The organism is Pseudomonas sp. CDFA 610 (genome assembly GCF_021147865.1).
Taxonomy (GTDB): Bacteria; Pseudomonadota; Gammaproteobacteria; order Pseudomonadales; family Pseudomonadaceae; genus Aquipseudomonas; species Aquipseudomonas alliivorans.
This window is the reverse complement of sequence record NZ_JAGTPM010000014.1, coordinates 54,657-74,787: the sequence shown is the minus strand read 5'-3', so window position 1 is coordinate 74,787 and position 20,131 is coordinate 54,657. Positions and strand designations below refer to the sequence as shown.

17 protein-coding genes are annotated in these 20,131 nt (G+C 59.2%); 15 read left to right on the top strand and 2 right to left on the bottom strand.

Features of this window, described 5'->3' with window-relative positions:
- Positions 1–139 precede the first annotated feature (139 nt).
- The 8 genes from KDX39_RS23965 (at position 140) to KDX39_RS23930 (ending at position 10,567) form a co-directional block, all read left to right on the top strand.
- Entirely contained in the window at positions 140–2,077 is a 1,938-nt protein-coding gene (locus tag KDX39_RS23965) for a bifunctional 5-dehydro-2-deoxygluconokinase/5-dehydro-2-deoxyphosphogluconate aldolase (protein WP_231662043.1), read from the top strand.
- Positions 2,078–2,122: 45 nt separating this feature from the next.
- Positions 2,123–3,022: a myo-inosose-2 dehydratase gene (gene iolE, locus KDX39_RS23960; protein ID WP_231662042.1), complete on the top strand. Its 900-nt coding sequence runs from the start codon at positions 2,123–2,125 to the stop codon at positions 3,020–3,022.
- 13 nt (positions 3,023–3,035) lie between these two features.
- On the top strand, positions 3,036–3,845 hold the full coding sequence (gene iolB, locus KDX39_RS23955) for a 5-deoxy-glucuronate isomerase (protein WP_231662041.1): 810 nt from the start codon (positions 3,036–3,038) through the stop codon (positions 3,843–3,845).
- A gap of 27 nt (positions 3,846–3,872) precedes the next feature.
- A complete protein-coding gene (locus tag KDX39_RS23950) occupies positions 3,873–5,375 on the top strand; it encodes a CoA-acylating methylmalonate-semialdehyde dehydrogenase (RefSeq protein ID WP_231662040.1) in 1,503 nt (500 codons plus the stop codon).
- Positions 5,376–5,408: 33 nt separating this feature from the next.
- The gene (locus tag KDX39_RS23945) at positions 5,409–6,236 is read left to right on the top strand and encodes a TIM barrel protein (protein ID WP_231662039.1); all 828 of its coding nucleotides are present in this window, start codon (positions 5,409–5,411) and stop codon (positions 6,234–6,236) included.
- 222 nt (positions 6,237–6,458) lie between these two features.
- Positions 6,459–8,396: a 3D-(3,5/4)-trihydroxycyclohexane-1,2-dione acylhydrolase (decyclizing) gene (iolD, locus tag KDX39_RS23940; protein WP_231662038.1), complete on the top strand. Its 1,938-nt coding sequence runs from the start codon at positions 6,459–6,461 to the stop codon at positions 8,394–8,396.
- Positions 8,397–8,453: 57 nt separating this feature from the next.
- Complete coding sequence (locus KDX39_RS23935; RefSeq protein ID WP_231662037.1) at positions 8,454–9,464, top strand: Gfo/Idh/MocA family oxidoreductase; 1,011 nt, start codon at positions 8,454–8,456, stop codon at positions 9,462–9,464.
- Between the two features lie 83 nt (positions 9,465–9,547).
- On the top strand, positions 9,548–10,567 hold the full coding sequence (locus tag KDX39_RS23930; RefSeq protein WP_231662036.1) for a Gfo/Idh/MocA family protein: 1,020 nt from the start codon (positions 9,548–9,550) through the stop codon (positions 10,565–10,567).
- Positions 10,568–10,746: 179 nt separating this feature from the next.
- Here the strand turns inward: KDX39_RS23930 and KDX39_RS26400 are convergent, their stop codons facing one another.
- Positions 10,747–10,872 (bottom strand): hypothetical protein, encoded by a 126-nt coding sequence (locus KDX39_RS26400; RefSeq protein ID WP_257109177.1) that lies wholly within the window; start codon positions 10,870–10,872, stop codon positions 10,747–10,749.
- Positions 10,873–11,053: 181 nt separating this feature from the next.
- On the opposite strand from KDX39_RS26400, the gene KDX39_RS23925 reads away from it, so the two are divergent.
- From KDX39_RS23925 to KDX39_RS23900, 6 genes are all read left to right on the top strand, one after another.
- Positions 11,054–11,983 (top strand): sugar ABC transporter substrate-binding protein, encoded by a 930-nt coding sequence (locus tag KDX39_RS23925; RefSeq protein ID WP_099228465.1) that lies wholly within the window; start codon positions 11,054–11,056, stop codon positions 11,981–11,983.
- 62 nt (positions 11,984–12,045) lie between these two features.
- Entirely contained in the window at positions 12,046–13,623 is a 1,578-nt protein-coding gene (locus KDX39_RS23920) for a sugar ABC transporter ATP-binding protein (protein WP_099228466.1), read from the top strand.
- A 60-nt stretch (positions 13,624–13,683) separates the two neighbouring features.
- Positions 13,684–14,709, top strand: a complete 1,026-nt coding sequence (locus tag KDX39_RS23915; RefSeq protein WP_025993042.1) for an ABC transporter permease — start codon at positions 13,684–13,686, stop codon at positions 14,707–14,709.
- Positions 14,710–15,013: 304 nt separating this feature from the next.
- A complete protein-coding gene (locus KDX39_RS23910) occupies positions 15,014–15,418 on the top strand; it encodes a TraR/DksA family transcriptional regulator (RefSeq protein ID WP_004883780.1) in 405 nt (134 codons plus the stop codon).
- 182 nt (positions 15,419–15,600) lie between these two features.
- Positions 15,601–17,178: a methyl-accepting chemotaxis protein gene (locus KDX39_RS23905; RefSeq protein WP_231662035.1), complete on the top strand. Its 1,578-nt coding sequence runs from the start codon at positions 15,601–15,603 to the stop codon at positions 17,176–17,178.
- 276 nt (positions 17,179–17,454) lie between these two features.
- On the top strand, positions 17,455–18,939 hold the full coding sequence (locus tag KDX39_RS23900; RefSeq protein WP_231662034.1) for a T6SS phospholipase effector Tle1-like catalytic domain-containing protein: 1,485 nt from the start codon (positions 17,455–17,457) through the stop codon (positions 18,937–18,939).
- A gap of 48 nt (positions 18,940–18,987) precedes the next feature.
- On the opposite strand, the gene KDX39_RS23895 is transcribed toward KDX39_RS23900, so the two are convergent.
- Complete coding sequence (locus KDX39_RS23895) at positions 18,988–19,224, bottom strand: DUF2789 domain-containing protein (RefSeq protein ID WP_231662033.1); 237 nt, start codon at positions 19,222–19,224, stop codon at positions 18,988–18,990.
- A 434-nt stretch (positions 19,225–19,658) separates the two neighbouring features.
- Between KDX39_RS23895 and KDX39_RS23890 the strand changes: the two genes are divergently transcribed.
- Complete coding sequence (locus KDX39_RS23890; protein ID WP_231662032.1) at positions 19,659–20,126, top strand: hypothetical protein; 468 nt, start codon at positions 19,659–19,661, stop codon at positions 20,124–20,126.
- Positions 20,127–20,131: the final 5 nt, after the last annotated feature.

Here is a 20,131-nt window from a genome sequence, read left to right as displayed (position 1 = left end):
TATGGAAAAAATATTCCACTATAAAAAATTATAGAATAAATATTGATTGATCCTGCGGGACGTTTTAGGCTGCATTCACAAAGGCACGACGCGTACACGATATTCGCCGTGCAGGCTGATAAAAATAACAGGAGCCACCATGGGCCAGACACGCTTTGCTACCGGGCGTCAGTTGGATCTAATCTGTCTTGGACGCCTGGGCGTCGATCTCTATGCGCAGCAGGTGGGTGCCCGCCTGGAGGACGTTTCAAGCTTCGCCAAATACCTGGGCGGCTCGTCGGCCAACATCGCGTTTGGCACGGCGCGGCTGGGCTTGAAATCAGCGATGCTCAGTCGAGTCGGCGACGACCACATGGGGCGTTTTCTGGTTGAATCCCTGGCTCGCGAAGGCTGCGATGTCAGCGCAATCAAGCGCGACCCCGAGCGGCTGACCGCGATGGTGCTGCTTGGCTTGAAAGATCGCGAAACATTTCCATTGGTGTTCTACCGCGAGAATTGCGCCGACATGGCGCTGCGGGCCGAAGACATCGATGAAGCACAGATCGCGTCCAGTAAGGCGCTGCTGATCACCGGCACGCATTTCTCGACCGATCAGGTCTTCAAAGCCAGCATTCAAGCCCTCGACTACGCCGAGAAGCATCAGGTGCACCGGGTGCTGGATATCGATTACCGCCCCGTGCTCTGGGGGCTGGCCGGCAAGGCCGACGGCGAAACGCGCTTTGTCGCCGATCAGAACGTCACCCAGCATGTGCAGCGCATCCTGCCGCGTTTCGACCTGATCGTAGGCACTGAAGAAGAGTTCCTGATTGCAGGGGGGGCGACGGATTTGCTGAGCGCCCTGCGCACGGTGCGCGAGCATACGGCCGCCACGCTGGTGGTCAAACTCGGTCCGCAGGGCTGCACGGTGATCCATGGCGCAATTCCGGTGCGTCTGGAGGACGGCGCGATCTATCCCGGCGTGCGCGTCGAAGTACTTAACGTGCTGGGGGCGGGCGACGCCTTCATGTCCGGTTTTCTGAGCGGCTGGCTCAAGGACGCCAGCGACGAGCGTTGCTGCCAGTTGGCCAATGCCTGTGGCGGTCTGGTGGTCTCGCGTCATGCCTGCGCGCCGGCCATGCCGACGCCTGCGGAGCTGGACTACCTGTTCAACAGTCCGGAACCGATCACCCGGCCGGACCAGGATGTCGGCCTGCAACGCCTGCATCAGGTCAGCGTCGCGCGCAAACAGTGGAAGCAACTGTTCATTTTTGCGTTCGATCATCGCGGGCAGCTTGTCGAACTGGCGCAGCAGGCGGGTCGTGACCTGAGCAGTATCGGCAAGATCAAGCAATTGTTCGTGCAGGCGGTGGACCGGGTCGAAAGTGATCTGCGCAACCGGGGTGTCGAGGCTGATGTGGGATTGCTGGCTGACCAGCGTTTCGGCCAGGATGCGCTCAATGCCGCCACCGGTCGTGGCTGGTGGGTGGCGCGTCCTGTGGAAATTCAGGGCTCCAGACCATTGGCGTTCGAACATGGCCGTTCGATTGGCAGCAACCTGATCAACTGGCCGCAGGAGCAGATCATCAAGTGCCTGGTGCAATACCACCCCGATGATGAGCCGATGCTGCGCCTGGAGCAGGAAGCGCAGATCAAGGCGTTGTATGACGCCTCGAAGGTCAGCGGACACGAGCTGCTGCTGGAAATCATCCCGCCCAAAGATCACTCCTCGACTTATCCCGACGTCATGCTGCGAGCCTTCAAGCGCCTGTACAACCTGGGCATCTATCCTGCGTGGTGGAAGATCGAGGCGCAGACCGCCGAAGTCTGGCAGCAGCTGGATGCCTTGATCGAAGAGCGCGATCCGTACTGCCGTGGTGTGGTGCTGCTGGGTCTGAACGCGCCTGTCGAAAATCTGGCGGCCGGATTTGCCGCGGCACGCGACAGCCGCACCTGTCAGGGGTTTGCCGTCGGCCGGACAATCTTTCGCGAACCGAGCCGGGCCTGGATGGCCGGGGAGATCGATGACGCGACCCTGGTGGCCAGGGTCCAGAGCACGTTCAACTGGTTGATTGAGTCCTGGCGCGAAAGCCGCGCCTGAATTCAAACGTCATTGACGCCGTGATAACAACAAAAAGGTCCAGCCATGCCCGCTTCCGTATCTAACATCCGCATCGGCATCAACCCGATTTCCTGGAGCAACGATGACCTGCCTGCGCTGGGCGGCGAAACGCCGCTCAGTACTGCGCTGAGTGAAGGCAAGGCCATCGGCTACGAGGGTTTCGAGCTCAACGGCAAATTCCCCAAGGATGCCAAGGGCGTCGGCGATGTCCTGCGCCCCCACGATCTGGCCCTGGTGTCCGGCTGGTATTCCAGTCGGCTGGCCCGTCGCTCCGTGGCCGAAGAAATCGAAGCCATTGCCTCTCACGTGCAACTGCTGGCCGAAAACGGTGCCTCGGTGCTGGTGTATGGCGAGGTGGCCGACTCGATTCAGGGGCAGCGTATTCCATTGGTCGAACGACCGCGCTTTCATACCGATGCCGCCTGGCGCGAGTATGCCGACAAGCTCACCGAGCTGGCCCGATTCACGCTGTCGCAAGGTGTGCGACTGGCGTACCACCATCATATGGGCGCGTACATCGAATCCCCGCAGGACATTGACCGCCTGATGGCGTTGACTGGCAATGAAGTGGGTCTGCTGTTCGATTCGGGTCACTGCTACATGGGTGGCGGCGAGCCGGTCGATGTGCTTGGCCGCCATATCGACCGCGTCTGCCACGTGCATTTCAAGGATGTGCGCAAGCCGGTCGTGCAACTGGCTCGCAACAATCTGTGGAGTTTTCCTGACTGCATCATCAACGGCACTTTCACAGTACCGGGTGATGGTGATATTGATTTTTCGGCGTTGCTCAAGGTGCTGTTGCAAGCCGATTACAAAGGCTGGCTGGTGGTCGAGGCCGAACAGGATCCAGCGGTCGCGCCCAGCTACGTCTACGCCAAAAAGGGTTATGACACGCTGCGCCAGTTGCTGGCCGATGCTCGATAAAGAGGACTGGACAATGAATCTGTTGATCAAAAGCGAAGCTCAGGGTCGAGACATCGTTGCGTTACCTGAGGGCGCACTCGAGTACGTGGGCTTCTCCGCCTACCGGCTCGAGGCCGGGGACCGTTTGCCGTTGAACGCGGGAGACCACGAACTGTGCGTGGTGCTGCTCACCGGGCATGCCAGTGTCAGCGGCGAAGCGCCGGGGCAGGGTGCGTTCAACTGGGAAAACATCGGCGACCGGCACTCGGTATTCGAAGAGAAATCGCCGTTCGCCGTTTACCTGCCGCCTGACAGTCAGGCGCATTTCACGGCGCTGGGGCCGGCTCACCTGGCGGTCTGCGCAGCGCCCGGCGACCGCACGAAGCGCGCCCCGGCGCGCCTGATCACACCGGACAGCATGAAGCGCAGTGTGCGCGGCAAGAACGCCAATACCCGTTACGTGTGCGACATTCTGCCGGACACCGAAGTCGCTAATTCGCTGCTGGTCGTCGAGGTGCGCACACCGTCGGGTCACTCCTCCAGTTATCCGCCCCACAAGCATGATCGGGACAACCTGCCTCACGAGAGCTTTCTTGAAGAAACCTACTACCACCAGGTCAATCCACCTCAGGGGTTTGTGTTCCAGCGCGTCTATACCGATGACCGCAGCATCGATCAGGCCATGGCGGTGGAAAACAGCGATCTGGTGGTCGTACCCAAGGGCTATCACCCGGTCACCGTGCCTTATGGCTACGAATCCTATTACCTCAACGTGATGGCCGGACCGACCCGCGCGTGGCAGTTCCATAACGATCCGCAGCACAGTTGGCTGCTGGAACTTTAATTTTTTCTCTTACATGGAGTCAGTCAGATGAGCGATTCACCGGTGATCGGCCATTACATCAACGGTCAGGTGCATGACGGCGATGGCGAACGCTACAGCGACGTGTTCAATCCGGCGCTCGGCAGTGTTCAGGCACGCGTGGCGCTGGCCAGCCTCAAGACCGTGGATGAAGCGGTCGCTTCAGCAAAAGCGGCTTTCCCGGCCTGGGCCGATCAGTCGTCACTGCGGCGTGCACGGGTGATGTTCAAGTTCAAGGAATTGCTGGACCGTCATCATGACGAACTGGCGCAAATCATCTGCCGTGAGCACGGCAAGGTGTTGTCCGATGCTCGCGGCGAAGTGGTACGCGGCATCGAGATCGTCGAATTTGCCTGCGGTGCACCCAGCCTGCTCAAGAGCGATTTCAGCGACAACATCGGCGGCGGCATCGACAACTGGAACCTGCGCCAGCCACTGGGCGTCTGTGCGGGTGTGACGCCGTTCAACTTCCCCGTCATGGTCCCGCTGTGGATGATTCCCATGGCACTCGTCACTGGCAACTGCTTCATTCTCAAACCGTCCGAGCGTGACCCTTCGGCCAGCCTGTTGATGGCGCGTCTGTTGAAGGAAGCCGGTCTGCCCGACGGTGTGTTCAACGTGGTGCAGGGCGACAAAGTCGCAGTCGATGCGTTGTTGCAACACCCTGATATCGAAGCGGTGTCCTTCGTCGGCTCGACACCGATTGCCGAGTACATCCATCAGCAGGGCACAGCGCACGGCAAGCGTGTACAGGCGCTGGGCGGTGCGAAGAACCACATGATCGTGATGCCCGATGCCGACCTGGATCAGGCCGCCGATGCACTGATTGGCGCGGCCTTCGGCTCCGCCGGCGAGCGCTGCATGGCGATCTCCATCGCGGTCGTCGTGGGCGACGTGGGGCAGGCGCTGATCGACAAACTGCTGCCGCGCATCGATCAGCTCAAGGTTGGCAACGGCATGAACGCCGATTCGGACATGGGCCCGCTGGTCACTGCGGTGCACAAGGCCAAGGTCGAAGGCTACATCGACCAGGGCGTCAAGGAGGGCGCGAAACTGATCGTCGACGGGCGCAACTTCAAGGTGCCGGGTGCCGAGCAGGGCTTCTTCGTCGGTGCGACGCTGTTCGATAACGTCACGCCAGACATGCAGATCTACAAGGAAGAGATTTTCGGACCGGTGCTGGGCATCGTGCATGCACCTGATTTCGCCAGTGCGGTCGAGCTGATCAACGCTCACGAATTCGGCAACGGCGTCTCGTGTTTCACCAGCGATGGGGGGGTGGCACGTGCGTTTGCCCGCTCCATCAAGGTCGGCATGGTCGGCATCAACGTACCGATTCCAGTCCCCATGGCCTGGCACTCATTTGGTGGCTGGAAGCGGTCGCTGTTTGGCGATCACCATGCCTACGGCGAAGAAGGTCTGCGCTTTTACAGCCGCTACAAGAGTGTGATGCAGCGCTGGCCGGACAGCATTGCCAAGGGCCCGGAATTCAGCATGCCGACCGCCAAATAGGTTTTCTTCAACGGGAAGTGGAGAACAAAAACAATGAGCCAACCCCTCCGTTTTGCCCTCAACCGTATGGTCGCACCGCGCCTGTCGCTGATTGATTTCCTTGATATGGCGGTGAGCCTTGGGGCCGATGCCATCGAAATCCGCAATGACCTGAAGGGCATCGAGATCGAAGACGGTACGCCGCCACAGAGGGTGCGTGAGCAGTGCGCCGCAAAAGGTGTGCGTGTCCTTTCGATCAATGCACTGTATCCCTTCGACGTCTGGAACGATGAGCGTCATGCTCAGGTGACGAAACTGGCGCAGTACGCCCGGGACTGTGGCGCAGAGGGGTTGGTGCTGTGTCCACTCAATGACCATGGCGACCCGCGCAATGCCGCGCAGCGTGCGTCGGCCCTGCGCACTGCATTGACGGCGTTGGCGCCGATCCTGCGCGAGCATGGCCTTCTGGGCTTCGTCGAGCCGCTTGGGTTCGAGGAGTGCTCGTTGCGCCTCAAGCGTCAGGCGGTCGATGCGATCAAACAGGTGGGCGGTCTGGATGTGTTTCGTCTGGTTCACGACACCTTTCACCACCATCTGGCGGGCGAGGTCGAACTGTTTCCGGAGTGGACCGGGCTGGTGCATATCTCCGGCGTCGAAGATTCAAATGCACCGCTCAGCAGCATTCGCGACGGGCATAGGGTACTGGTGGGCGAGGCCGACATTCTTGGCAACACCTCACAGATAGAGCGCCTGCTGGGTGGCGGCTATACCGGTTACCTGTCCTTCGAGCCCTTTGCCGAGAGCGTGCATGCGCTTGCCGACATCTCTCAGGCGATGTCGGCAAGCATGGGCCACCTGTCCCGCGCTGTAGCGGCGGGTTAACGAACTGTGACAGATAAACAGTCTGTGGGAAGCGGCTTGCCGACGATGCATTCTGTCTGAAGACGTGTCGGTGACCGGACTGACGCAGTCGCCAGCAAGCCGCCTCCCGCAGGCCCTGGTCTGCTGCGCCGAAGCAGTATGGCAGAAAAGGAAATAAGCCCGAAGACCGATGTCAGCCGGGCTGAAAACACCTTCCACCTCAAACAACAACAAGGTGCGAGCATGAGTACTACCCGACTGACCATGGCTCAGGCTCTGGTGAAGTTTCTTGATAACCAGTACGTCGAAATCGATGGCGTACAGAGCAAATTTGTCGCTGGCATGTTCACCATCTTTGGTCACGGTAACGTGCTGGGTCTGGGCCAGGCACTGGAACAGGACAGCGGCGAGCTGGTGGTCCATCAGGGCCGTAATGAGCAGGGCATGTGCCATGCGGCCATCGGTTTTGCCAAGCAACACCTGCGTCGCAAAATCTACGCGTGCACCTCGTCGGTCGGGCCGGGTGCGGCGAACATGATCACGGCAGCAGCCACGGCTTCGGCCAACCGCATTCCGTTGCTGCTGTTGCCCGGCGATGTCTATGCCAGTCGTCAGCCGGACCCGGTGCTGCAACAGATCGAGCAATTCCATGACCTGAGCATCAGTACCAATGACGCGTTCAAGGCCGTGAGCAAATACTGGGACCGCATCAACCGTCCCGAACAGTTGATGAGCGCCGCACTCAATGCCATGCGCGTGCTGACCGATCCTGCCGACACCGGCGCCGTGACGTTGTCACTGCCCCAGGATGTGCAGGCTGAAGCCTGGGATTACCCTGACAGCTTCCTGCAGAAGCGCGTACACCGTATCGACCGCCGACCGCCCAGCCAGGCAATGCTTGATGACGCGCTGGCGTTGCTCGCCGGCAAACGCAAGCCGCTGCTTATATGTGGCGGGGGCGTGCGGTATTCCGGTGCTGCGCAGGCCTTGCAAGCCTTTGCAGAACGCTTCGGTATTCCCTTCGCTGAAACCCAGGCGGGCAAGAGCGCCATTGTCTCGGCGCATCCATTGAACATGGGTGGCATCGGCGAAACTGGCACCATCGCGGCCAATCGGCTGGCGCAGGAAGCAGACCTGATCATCGGTGTCGGCACCCGCTACAGCGATTTCACCACTGCGTCCAAATGGCTGTTCCAGAACCCCGACGTACAGTTCCTGAACCTCAATGTCGGCGCCTTCGATGTGCAGAAGCTGGACGGCGTGCAGGTGCTGGCCGATGCGCAAACGGCCTTGCAGGCGCTGACCGGACAGCTGGAAAGCCGCGATTACCGGGCTGCCTGGGGCGATGCACCGCGAGCGGCAAAGGCCGAACTGGATGCCGAAGTTGACCGCGTGTATGCGGTGGAGTATCAGCACGAGGATTTCGTCCCGGAAATCAATGACCACACGGATCCGGCTGTGCTGCGCGAATTCATCGAGCTGACCGGCTCGTGTCTGACCCAGAGCCGCGTGCTGGGGATTCTCAATCAGAACCTGCCCACTGATGCGGTGATCGTCGCCGCAGCGGGGAGCCTGCCCGGCGATCTGCAGCGTGCCTGGCGCAGCACCGGCGTTGATACCTATCACGTCGAGTACGGATACTCCTGCATGGGCTACGAGGTCAACGCCGCGCTGGGCGTGAAGCTCGCTCAGCCGCAGCGGGAAGTATTCGCACTGGTGGGGGACGGCTCCTACATGATGCTGCACTCCGAACTGGCCACCTCGATTCAGGAGCGGCGCAAGATCAATATCGTGCTGCTCGACAACATGACGTTCGGATGCATCAACAACTTGCAGATGGGACACGGCATGAACAGCTTCGGCACCGAGTTTCGTTTCCGCAATCAGGAGACCGGCCAGCTCGACGGCGACTTCGTGCCGGTGGATTTTGCCATGAGCGCGGCGGCTTATGGCTGCAAGACCTACAAGGTCAGTACTGCCGAACAGTTGCATGAAGCATTGGCGGATGCGCAGCGTCAGACCGTCTCGACCCTGATCGATATCAAGGTTCTGCCCAAGACCATGATTCACAACTACCTGTCGTGGTGGCGGGTCGGAGTGGCCGAAGTGTCGACGACAGGCACCACGGCCCAGGTGTACGAAAAGCTCAACCAGCAACTGGCCAAGGCTCGTCAGTATTGATTGCCCGAGTTTTTTCAGACCTTCAAACAAGAACAATCATTCATACAGGACAGTGAAATGACTTTGAAACTAGGTGTGATCGGTACAGGCGCAATCGGTCAGGATCATATCCGTCGTTGCAGCAAAGCCTTGATCGGCAGTCAGGTGGTGGCCGTCACGGACATCAATCTGGAGCAGGCCGCAAAAGTGGTGAGCGATCTGGGCATCAGCGCCGAGGTGTATGCCGACGGCCACGCGCTGATCGCAGCGCCCGACGTGGAGGCAGTGCTGGTCTGCTCATGGGGTGCAACTCACGAAGAGTACGTGCTGGCCGCCATCGCAGCGGGCAAGCCGGTGTTCTGTGAAAAGCCGCTTGCCGTGACGGCGGCAGGTTGCAGGCACATCGTCGAAGCCGAAATCGCAGGCGGCAGGCGTCTGGTTCAAGTCGGTTTCATGCGGCCCTACGATCAAGGCTACCGCGCCCTCAAGGCGGTGATCGACAGCGGTCAGATCGGCGAGCCGTTGATGCTGCACTGCGCGCATCGCAATCCGCGGGTCGGCGAGAACTACAAGACCGACATGGCGATCACCGACACGCTGATTCATGAACTCGATGTGCTGCGCTGGTTGCTCAACGACGATTACGTCTCGGTGCAAGTGGTCTTCCCGCGCAAGACCAGCAAGGCACTGGCCCACATGCGCGACCCGCAGATCGTGATGCTGGAAACCGCGCGCGGCACGCGCATCGATGTCGAGGTCTTCGTCAATTGCCAGTATGGCTATGACATTCAGTGCGAAGTGGTCGGCGAAACCGGCATCGCCAAACTGCCTGAGCCGTCGCAAGTCCAGCTGCGCAGCGAGGCCAAGCTGTCCAACGCGATCCTGATGGACTGGAAGGATCGATTCATCGCTGCCTATGACGTCGAACTGCAGGCTTTCATTGATGGCGTCTCTGCTGGCACACTCACGGGTCCTTCGGCCTGGGACGGCTATTGCGCCGCGGTCGCCGCCGATGCCTGCGTCCAGGCGCAGGGCAGCGGAGCGATCGTACCGATCAGCCTGGAACAACGCCCGGTGTTTTACAGCTGATCCAGGGCTGACGTAAAGGCGCCGCTTTATAAGCGGCACCTGTTTTGAACCATTGCCAGGCTATTGCTGGACAGGAGAATGCCATGCGAACAGGACTGGTGGGGTACGGCAAGGGAGGGCGTTACTTCCATGCCACGCTGATTTCGAGTTTGCCCGACGCTACTTTTGTGGGCGTCGTTACCCGCTCACCCGAGCGACGGCAGGAAGTGGCCAACGATCATCCCGGCGTGGCCACGTTCGACACGCTGGCTGAGTTGGTGAACGCCGGGGTCGATGTGGTGGTGATTTCCACGCCCCTGGCGTCACGTCGTGAGCTGATACTGGAAGCCATCGAGCTGGGCGTAGGGGTGGTCAGCGATAAACCGTTTGCCAACGATGCCGCTCAGGCGCGCGAGCTGGTCGAGGCTGCCGAACGGCGTGGCGTGCTGCTCAGCGTCTATCAGAACCGACGCTGGGATTCGGATTTTCTGACGGTACGCAAGCTGATCGACAATCAGGTGCTGGGGGCGATCAGTCGTTTCGAGTCCAGTATCGAGCGCTATTCGCCGCGCTCCGTGGGCAAGGCGAGTGGCGGCGGGGTACTGCGCGATCTGGGCAGTCATCTGGTGGATCAGGCACTGGTGCTTTTCGGGCCGGTAGAACGGGTGTACGCCGAGCTGCAGTTTGCAGGCACTGAGCGTGAACTGGACCATACCTTCTTCGTTGCGCTGACCCATGCCAATGGTGTGGTTTCGCACCTCTCCGGCAGTTGTTTGCAGAACACCCCGAGGCCGCGTTTCAGGGTCAGCGGTTCGCAGGGCTGTTACAGCGTCGAAGGGCTGGACGGTCAGGAGGATGCCGCGTTTGCAGGACTGACACCGCGTTCCGAAGGCGAGCGCTGGGGCGTGGAGGAGCATCGACGATGGGGCTGGTTCGAGCAGGGCGATCATCGTGAGCGAGTGCCTTCCGAACGCGGCTGCTGGCTGGCGTTCTATCGCCAGTTGCAGGATGCGGTTCAGGGGCAGGCACCGCTACCGGTGGATCCGCACGATGCCGTTGCGTCGGCTCAGGTCATGGACGCGGCACGTCTGAGTTCACGTGAGGGACGCGTCGTGGTTCTGTAACGTTTCAAGTGGATGAATAGATGCATTCGGATAGCCCGGCACCCATGAGGGAGTCGGGCTTTCTGACATTCTCGGGCAGACAAAAGAAAAAACAGAATAAATTCTAAAATCAGTTGAATTGGAAAATATTTTCCAATAGAGTCGTTTTCAGGTTACCGACTATCGAACCCTCTGGGCTGTCAGACATGTCTGAACGTCACAGGTAGCAAGCCAACAAAAACAAGATAGGTAATGTCGATGAAAACCCCCATCTCTGGCGTACCCGCCAGGCTTTCCGCACCCTCCGCATTCTGGATCCGGCTCATGGAGCGCTTCCTGACCCTCGTCGCAAGCGGCATGTGTGTGCGCCAAAAGGATGCGTTGCTGTTCTGCATTCCCGGCGCGACCGGGTTGCGCCTGCCCCGATAAGTCACCCTTTGCTTGATAGCTTCATCGCTACGTCGTTACCAAGTCCGAACAACAACAAGAATTTGGAGACAGACCTTCATGAAGACCCCGATTCGTTTCACCGCAATGGCCCTGGCGCTGATGCTCGGCAGCGGTGCCGCCCTGGCCGATATCAAGGTGGGCGTGGCGATGTCGCAGTTCGACGACACCTGGCTGACCTACCTGCGCGAAGACATGAGCGCCAAGGCCAAGACCATGCCCGATGGCGTATCGCTGCAGTTCGTCGATGCACGAGCTGACGTGAACAAGCAGCTCGATCAGGTTCAGGAGCTGATCGGCAAGAAAGTTGACGCCCTGATCGTCAACCCGGTGGACACTGCCGCCACCGCCAGAATCACCAAAATTGCAGTCGCAGCCGGCATTCCGCTGGTCTACGTCAATCGTCGTCCTGATGATCCCAGACTGCCCGCAGGCGTTGCTACCGTCACGTCCGATGACGTCGAGGCCGGCCGGCTGCAGATGGAGTACATCGCCGAAAAAATGGGCGGCAAGGGCAGCGTAATGATCCTGCTGGGCGATCTGGCCAACAACTCCACGAAAGGCCGTACCGACGGCGTGAAGGAAGTGTTGAAAAAATATCCCGGCATAAAGATCGATCAGGAACAGACCGGCATCTGGTCGCGCCAGAAAGGCATGGATCTGACCAATGACTGGATCACCCAGGGCCGTGATTTCAACGCCGTACTCGCCAATAACGACGAGATGGCAATCGGTGCGGCAATGGCTCTGAAGCAGGCTGGCAAGAAGCAGGGCTCGGTCTTCGTTGCCGGTGTGGATGGCACGCCCGACGGGCTCAACGCGATCACCAAGGGTGATCTGACGGTCTCGGTCTTCCAGGACGCCAAGGGTCAGGCCAACGGAGCTATCGATGCAGCCGTGAAAATGGCGAAAAAGGAGACCCTCGAGTCTCAGACCATCGTCATTCCGTACCGCCTGATCACGCCTGAAAACGTCGTCACCTTCAAATAAGAACAGCCGACAGGCGGGGCGGATCCTGCACCCCGGTCCTGTCGCTTGAGGAGCTTGTCACCATGTCCGGTTCAGCGACTGCCACCCCCACGCCTGCCCAGCGCGACTCTTCCGGTAGTGCAGGTCACGATGCCCTGAATGCCCAACCGCCTTACCTGCTGGAAATCAGCAACATCAGCAAGGGTTTTCCAGGCGTCATTGCACTCAACGATGTGCAACTGCGGGTCCGTCCCGGCAGCGTATTGGCGCTGATGGGCGAGAACGGCGCCGGCAAGTCGACATTGATGAAAATCATTGCCGGCATCTATCAGCCCGACGCAGGCGAAATCCGCCTGCGGGGCAAGCCCGTCACGTTCGACACCCCGCTGTCCGCCCTGCAGTCCGGGATTGCCATGATCCATCAGGAGCTGAACCTGATGCCGTTCATGAGCATTGCGGAGAACATCTGGATCGGCCGTGAGCAACTGAACGGGCTGCACATGATCGACCACCGGGAGATGTTCCGCTGCACCGCCGAACTGCTTGAGCGCCTGCGCATCAAGCTGGATCCGGAGGAACTGGTGGGCAATCTGAGCATCGCCGAACGACAGATGGTCGAGATCGCCAAGGCGGTTTCCTACAACTCCGATGTCTTGATCATGGACGAGCCGACCTCGGCCATTACCGAGACTGAAGTCGCGCATCTGTTCTCGATCATTTCCGACCTGCGTGCGCAGGGCAAGGGCATCATCTACATCACGCACAAGATGAATGAAGTGTTCGAGATTGCAGACGAAGTAGCCGTGTTTCGTGATGGTTGCTATATCGGCCTGCAGCGCGCCGAAAGCATGGACGGCGACAGCCTGATCTCGATGATGGTCGGTCGCGAGCTGACCCAGCTCTTTCCGGAGCGTGAAAAACCGATCGGCGATCTACTCCTGTCAGTACGTGATCTGCGCCTGGACGGCATTTTCAAGGACGTGTCCTTCGACCTGCATGCGGGCGAAATTCTTGGCATCGCCGGGCTGATGGGCTCGGGGCGAACAAACGTTGCCGAAACCCTGTTCGGCATCACGCCCAGCGATGGCGGAGAGATTCATTACGATGGCACAGCGGTGCGCATCGGCGACCCTCATCAGGCCATCGGGCTGGGATTCGCGCTGTTGACCGAGGATCGTAAACTGACCGGGCTGTTTCCCTGCCTGTCAGTGATGGAAAACATGGAAATGGCAGTATTGGCCAACTACGCAGGCAATGGCTTCGTCAAACAGAAAGCCTTGCGGGCGCTGTGCGAAGACATGTGCAAGAAGCTGCGGGTCAAGACCCCTTCGCTGGAACAATGCATCGACACACTGTCCGGAGGTAATCAGCAGAAAGCGTTGCTGGCCCGCTGGCTGATGACCAACCCCAGAGTATTGATTCTCGACGAGCCGACCCGCGGTATCGACGTGGGCGCCAAGGCCGAGATCTACCGCCTGATTGCCTTTCTGGCCAGCGAAGGCATGGCGGTCATCATGATTTCCTCGGAGTTGCCCGAAGTGCTGGGCATGAGCGACCGGGTCATGGTCATGCACGAAGGCGAAATGATGGGGATCCTGCCGCGCAGTGAGGCGACTCAGGAAAAAGTCATGCATCTGGCTTCCGGACATCGAGTCCATTGAGTTCGCAAGGCTGGCCTTGGCCAGAAGAACACGCCAGAACAAGAACAAGAGGGTAACACCATGAGCAATGCTATCTTGCAGAACAAGCCGGCCCTGGCGCCGACCAAAAACAAGCGGCGACTGCCGACCGAGCTGAGCATTTTTCTGGTTCTGATCGGTATCGGTCTGATCTTCGAGCTGTTCGGCTGGATCGTCCGAGATCAGAGCTTCCTGCTCAATTCGCAGCGGCTGGTGCTGATGATCCTGCAAGTATCGATCATTGGACTGCTGGCCATAGGCGTGACGCAGGTGATCATCACCACCGGCATCGATCTGTCTTCAGGGTCGGTGCTGGCGTTGTCGGCGATGGTCGCCGCCAGTCTGGCGCAGACCTCGGATTTTTCCCGTGCGGTCTTTCCTTCACTGACGGATCTGCCGGTGTGGATACCGGTGGTGGTCGGTCTTGGGGTCGGATTGCTGGCCGGTGCGATCAACGGCAGTATCATTGCCATCACCGGCATTCCTCCGTTCATCGCGACCCTCGGCATGATGGTGTCGGCCCGCGGCCTTGCGCGCTTCTACACTGAAGGCCAGCCAGTAAGCATGCTGTCGGACTCTTACACCGCTATCGGTCAAGGCGCGATGCCGGTAATCATCTTTCTGGTGGTGGCGGTCATCTTCCACATCGCGTTGCGTTACACCAAGTATGGCAAGTACACCTATGCCATCGGCGGCAACATGCAGGCGGCCCGTACCTCGGGGATCAACGTCAAACGCCATCTGGTCATTGTCTACAGCATCGCCGGATTGCTGGCCGGCCTTGCCGGTGTGGTGGCATCGGCAAGGGCGGCGACCGGGCAGGCGGGGATGGGTATGTCCTATGAGCTGGACGCCATCGCCGCTGCGGTGATCGGTGGCACCAGTCTGGCGGGCGGAGTAGGGCGCATCACCGGTACGGTGATCGGCGCGTTGATCCTGGGTGTCATGGCCAGCGGGTTCACCTTTGTCGGGGTCGATGCCTACGTTCAGGACATCATCAAAGGGCTGATCATTGTGGTGGCGGTCGTCATCGATCAGTATCGCAACAAGCGCAAGACCAAGCGCTGAGCGCAACCTGCACACACACAAGGGCCTTCGAGGCCCTTTTGTGTGTTGCAAGGTAGCTGGAACCGATTGGTTCTGTGCCGGTCAGACCCTCATCCAACCGGGCGCAATACAGGTTTGGTGCCCGGTTTTCAGGGGCTGCCACGCAATTGTTGGCCAAAAAACTTCAATTGTGTTGCCGAGTGCGCGAGGCGGCCTTAGACTGCCGCCCCTCGTAAATTGAGTGCCTGGTGGCGCTTGGAGATCATGGCGCTTGTACGGCAACGTTGAGCCGCTCCTCAATGCACGTTTTTTTATAGAGAAATCAATGACAAAGGAAAAGTTGCTGGCCATGCCGGCCGATGACTACATGAACGCCGAGCAGCACGCTTTCTTCGTCGAGCTGTTGCAGAACATGAAGGTCGAAATCCACGAGCGAATCGAGCAGAGCCGCATTGCCATCGAGAGCCTGGATACACCTGCTGACCCTGCCGATGCTGCCTCTGTCGAAGAAGAGCGTCACTGGCTGGTAAACGTGATCGACCGTGACCAGCGCATGCTGCCGCAGCTGGAAATGGCCCTTTCGCGTATCGCTGAAGACACCTTCGGCTGGTGCGATGACAGCGGCGAGCCGATCGGCCTGAAGCGTCTGCTGATCAGCCCGACGACCAAGTATTGCATCGAAGCGCAAGAGCGCCACGAGCAGATCGACAAGCACCAGCGCCAGGCCTGATCCACAGGCCGCGGGCAGGTGTCACGAAACCGGGAGGCGAGCAATTGCCTCCCGGTTTTATTGTGCCTGCGATTTATTCAAGGGAATGTTGCCCGCTACCACCAATGGCTCATGGCAGATGGCCGGTTTCTAGCGTTTAATGAGGACAAACAACGATAAATAAACGCTTGGGGTGATGCAGCATGTCCGACAACGCATTCGTGGCAAAACGGCTCTGGGTCTCCGTTCTACAGACGCTTGCCCTGTGCCTGCTGTTGGCGACGATCAATTTTGCCAGTGTCTCCCTTTACCTCGCCGTGCCGGTTGTCCTGCTGGTGATCTGGTTGCCACGTCTGCTGCCTGCAAACACCGTCCGGCCCTTGGAAGCGCCGGACGACAGCGCCATCGGGCGTCTGACCCGTGACCTTTCCCACACCACCAGCCACAACGCGCTTTCCGCTGCGCAAGTCGCGTTTTCCGTGCGCCAACTGGCAGACAGAGTGCAGTCGCAACTCGATGCTGCGGAACAGGTGGTGGGCAGCGCCGAGGTCATGATTGCCACTGAACGCCAGACCGCCCAACTGAGCCAGCAGGCCCTCAGCGCGGCCAGCCAGGCTCGTCAGCGAAGTGATGCGGGCAGCGTGGTTCTGAACGAGTCCATCCAGCGCATGCACCGCCTGAGTCAGGGAGCAGTGGACAGCCGTGAATTGATCGAGGCGTTGAATCAACGCAGTGAAGAAATCCAGCGCGTGACGTTGGTGATTCAGTCCATTGCCAGCCAGACCAACCTGCTGGCACTCAACGCTGCCATTGAGGCCGCGCGCGCTGGCGAGCACGGGCGCGGCTTTGCCGTTGTGGCCGATGAAGTGCGCGGACTCGCCGGCCGCACAGCCAGCGCTACGCAGGAAGTCGGGCAGATGGTCGCCGATATCCAGCAACGCACCAGTCAGGTTGTCGAGCAGATCCGCCAGTTGTCGGCGGATCTGGACAGCGGTGTCCAGCAGGTGGAACTGACCGGCGAACACCTTGAGAGCATTGCACGTCTTGCGGTTGAGGTGGAAAGCCAGGTGGGTGAAATTGCCCATGGCGCGCAGACCAATCAGGATCAGTTGGCTGGCCTGTTCGTTGCCGTCGAGCGCATGCGCAGCGATCTGGCCGTCAGCGACGAGCAGACCCGGCATCTGGCTCAGGCGGCCGTACAGATGGAGGGGCAGGCGGAAACCATCAGCCAGCGTCTGGCACAGGTCGGTCTGGATGACTACCATCAGCGCATCTATGACCTGGCCCGCGAAGGTGCACAGCAGATCGCGGCGAAGTTCGAAGCCGATATCGAACGGGGAACCGTCAGCCTCGATGATTTGTTCGACCGGCAGTACAAACCCATCCCGAACACGTCGCCGACGCGTTTCAACACCCGTTTCGACCGCTATACCGATCAGGTCCTGCCCGCTGTGCAGGAACCGTTGCTGTCACGGCATGAGGGGCTCGTCTTCGCCATCGCCTGCACGCAGCAGGGTTACGTACCGACGCACAACAATGCCTTCAATCAACCGTTGACCGGCGACTCTGCTGTCGACAACGCCCGCAACCGCAGTAAGCGCAAATTCGATGACCGGACCGGCATCCGTTGCGGCAGCCATCAACAGCCCGTGCTGTTGCAGACCTATACCCGCGATACCGGTGAACTGATGCATGACCTGTCCGTGCCGATCATGGTCAAGGGCAGGCATTGGGGCGGCTTGAGGCTGGGCTACAAGCCCGAAGCCGCGGCCATGAAATAGCCGGCCACTCAACGCTGAATGGGCGCAGTTCAAAAGATCGGCAACTATATTGAATGTGTCCACCCTTGGGGTGGATATATAAAAATATCGTTTCTCTGTTTTTACAGTGTTTATTTTCCTGGTTTTTTCGTTGTTGTTTTATTGTTGTAGGAAATTTCCGAAAAGTATTTTCGTTACTTGACTGTTCTTATGGCTTGAGCAAGCTAGTTAAATCGACGGCATGAATGGTTGATTTGACAGTTGCCGCTACAGGGAACATCTAAGGACGGAAACAGCATGAAAAATACAGGGAATGTTAAAGGAGACGCTGTCGTTTCGAACGCGGCGGCGCTGCGCGTAACCATACGGGCAGGCGTATTCTTCGATGGAACAGGCAATAACAGACTCAATAGCCGGATCGGCGCGGATTGTCAGGCGCTTATGGAGGTCAATGGTGAACGGCATATTCGAGAATGTGCAGGACGGCATTCCGATCCTTCCAGCAGTTATAGCAATGATCTGACCAATATCGCCCGACTGGCCGATCTTTATCGTGATCAGCAAGTTGCCGCCAATGACGGTGGTGGATTACGGGTTTATTGGTCGATCTATGTGAGTGGCGCCGGAACGACGTCGGGCAGTCGTGATTCACTCTGGCCGGGACAGAGCTTTGGGCGGGGGCCCACGGGTGTTGTGGCCAAAGTCGAGCGGGCGGTCAAAAAGCTGGACTCGCGGCTCAGGGCGTTTGCGTACTCCAACCCAGGGTGTGTTATTGAGGCAATCGAGCTGGACGTCTTTGGGTTCAGCCGGGGCGCCGCATCGGCCAGACACTTTGTCAACGAAGTGCTCAAACAGTCCGCAGGCTTGCTTGAGCCTTTACTGGGCAGCCGCAAGGTTCGGTTGAGCGAAGACTTCAGCTGGAAGGGCGGTAGCGTGCGGATCAAGGTTGTCGGTCTGTTCGATACCGTTGCAGCCATCGGCAGCCTCAAGGATCTGGGCAGCGTCAGTGACTCGGCCAATCGACGCGTCAATCTTTACCTGCCGCCCGATTGCGCACAACAGGTCCTGCATCTGGTGGCCCGGGATGAACTGCGACGCAATTTTGCGTTGAACAGCATAAGGCCGGTGTGGCCGCGAGAAATCGTTCTGCCTGGAGCGCATGCCGACATCGGCGGCGGGTATCTTCCGCAGATGGAGGAAAACGTATTGCTCACCCGGCCACGTGTCAGCACGCTGTATGCCAACGATCTGCCTGAATCGACTTCGGCATGGCTGCAAGTGCAGGCCGAGCTGAGTGCGATGGATGCAGAGCGCTGGATCGATCCACTGGACACTCAGGCCTCGCTGCAGGTTCAGGCGTGTGATGCCCAATGCCGATCCCGCGGCCGGGCATCTTTCGGAGGGCGTTCGACAGTGATTGCCGTCTGCCTGCGGCGTCAGGTGTTCGGCCATCTGTCGCGGGTGCATCTGCGGGTCATGCATGCGCTGGCCTGTGACGAAGGTGTGCCGTTCGAACCGATTCCCCTTACACAAGACCTCAAGCTGCCGCCCGAACTCGAAGGCATTGCCTGCAAGCTGATCGATTATGCGCGGGGGGATCCTTACAACCTGAGCGAGGATGAAGAGAAGATTCTTCGCTGGCGCTACATCCATCATTCGGCCCACTGGAGCGCGGCGATTGGCAGGCTGGGCAGCCTCAGTGATGCGGTGTTCGTGCATGCCCCCGAGCCTGGCGGGCGGATATTGCACCCTAATATCGGTCAGCCGGGCTATCCTCAGTAAGCCTTGACGCAAGAGTGATGCAGGCTGGCCTGCATCACTCTTATGCTGTCAGGGTTTTTTGTGCAGAAGAACATTCAGTTCGTCGACCACAGGCGCCCACTCGGCGTCGGCGCGCAGCTCTTCCTTGAGGAATGCTGCCTGTTGGGGTGTCCAGAATTCGGCGTCGATCAGTTTCACATCATCGGACAATCGATGTTGCGCAACGAAAGCATCGATACTTTTCTCGTCATTGTCCAGACCCAATTGGGCGAACAGGCCTGGCAGGTCAGGGTTGGGCAATTCCATGTCATCTCCTCGACGAGGGCGAACCCCGTACAGTCATTGGTTCAGTATCGGAGTGGTGGGGCCGGACAAGAGTTCGATGCTTTTTTTCCTTCTGCATAAGCTGACTTTTCCTGAACGCAAGGCAAGTGCTATGTTCATACCGGCGACGAGTTATCTTCAGCAAGAATCAGGTGCCCCTCACATGTCCCTCGCGTCCGGGGTCAATCGCAGGTGACGCGTGTACGACATCGTTTGTACAAAAGGTATATATCCCGCTGACGCTGTGAGCCGGTAGAATCCGTCGCCAGCCTGCACAGGGTACGGGGTGGCCTGCCTGGCACACCGCAGTGCAGCGCGTCAGCAGGTCTTGGCCGCGCCATGCGGCAACACGGATGAACGACTTTCAACTGCCCGCATACCGGGCAGCATCATTTATCACGTTGGGGGTTTGTACTTTGGCGGTAAGCAACCTGGATACGCACGCGTTGTTCGTGCTCGGCGATCTGCGGGCACAGTTGGTCAAGCAGTTTCAATCACGTTTTGTCTACGTCACCGAACAGTCGGCCGAAGGCATCTACATCGCAGAGATCGACACCGAGTCCGCCATGGTCGTCGATGACAAGCCGCGTCTTGAACTCAAGGTCGGCGATCATTTTCGCGCCTCTGTCCTTCCGAGCCGTGAAGGCGGGAAATTCGAAATCAGGTTCCGCGAAATCAAACTGGCTGTTTACGGCCTTGGCGATTACGCGTTCGTCGATACTGCGGAAGGTCACGGTATCGTCTTCAAGGAAGGCCATACGGTGTTCATGGTGTTTGCCGCCACAGAACAGCTTCAATCCGGCATGAGCAAGACGCTCAAGACGGCCGTTGGCAAGGCTGCGAAATGGCGCAAGGGCGAACTGTCGTTCAAGGCCAGCGAATAACGCTG

Bases quoted from the DNA above. Each gene is read 5' to 3' on its own strand.
- KDX39_RS23895 (WP_231662033.1), bottom strand. From the start codon at position 19,224: ATGGAATTGCCCAACCCTGACCTGCCAGGCCTGTTCGCCCAATTGGGT.
- KDX39_RS23905 (WP_231662035.1), top strand. From the start codon at position 15,601: ATGTCCGACAACGCATTCGTGGCAAAACGGCTCTGGGTCTCCGTTCTA.
- iolD (WP_231662038.1), top strand. From the start codon at position 6,459: ATGAGTACTACCCGACTGACCATGGCTCAGGCTCTGGTGAAGTTTCTT.
- KDX39_RS23920 (WP_099228466.1), top strand. From the start codon at position 12,046: ATGTCCGGTTCAGCGACTGCCACCCCCACGCCTGCCCAGCGCGACTCT.
- KDX39_RS23925 (WP_099228465.1), top strand. From the start codon at position 11,054: ATGAAGACCCCGATTCGTTTCACCGCAATGGCCCTGGCGCTGATGCTC.
- KDX39_RS23910 (WP_004883780.1), top strand. From the start codon at position 15,014: ATGACAAAGGAAAAGTTGCTGGCCATGCCGGCCGATGACTACATGAAC.
- KDX39_RS23930 (WP_231662036.1), top strand. From the start codon at position 9,548: ATGCGAACAGGACTGGTGGGGTACGGCAAGGGAGGGCGTTACTTCCAT.
- iolB (WP_231662041.1), top strand. From the start codon at position 3,036: ATGAATCTGTTGATCAAAAGCGAAGCTCAGGGTCGAGACATCGTTGCG.
- KDX39_RS23900 (WP_231662034.1), top strand. From the start codon at position 17,455: ATGAAAAATACAGGGAATGTTAAAGGAGACGCTGTCGTTTCGAACGCG.
- KDX39_RS23950 (WP_231662040.1), top strand. From the start codon at position 3,873: ATGAGCGATTCACCGGTGATCGGCCATTACATCAACGGTCAGGTGCAT.
- KDX39_RS23915 (WP_025993042.1), top strand. From the start codon at position 13,684: ATGAGCAATGCTATCTTGCAGAACAAGCCGGCCCTGGCGCCGACCAAA.
- KDX39_RS23935 (WP_231662037.1), top strand. From the start codon at position 8,454: ATGACTTTGAAACTAGGTGTGATCGGTACAGGCGCAATCGGTCAGGAT.
- KDX39_RS26400 (WP_257109177.1), bottom strand. From the start codon at position 10,872: ATGAGCCGGATCCAGAATGCGGAGGGTGCGGAAAGCCTGGCGGGTACG.
- KDX39_RS23965 (WP_231662043.1), top strand. From the start codon at position 140: ATGGGCCAGACACGCTTTGCTACCGGGCGTCAGTTGGATCTAATCTGT.
- KDX39_RS23945 (WP_231662039.1), top strand. From the start codon at position 5,409: ATGAGCCAACCCCTCCGTTTTGCCCTCAACCGTATGGTCGCACCGCGC.
- iolE (WP_231662042.1), top strand. From the start codon at position 2,123: ATGCCCGCTTCCGTATCTAACATCCGCATCGGCATCAACCCGATTTCC.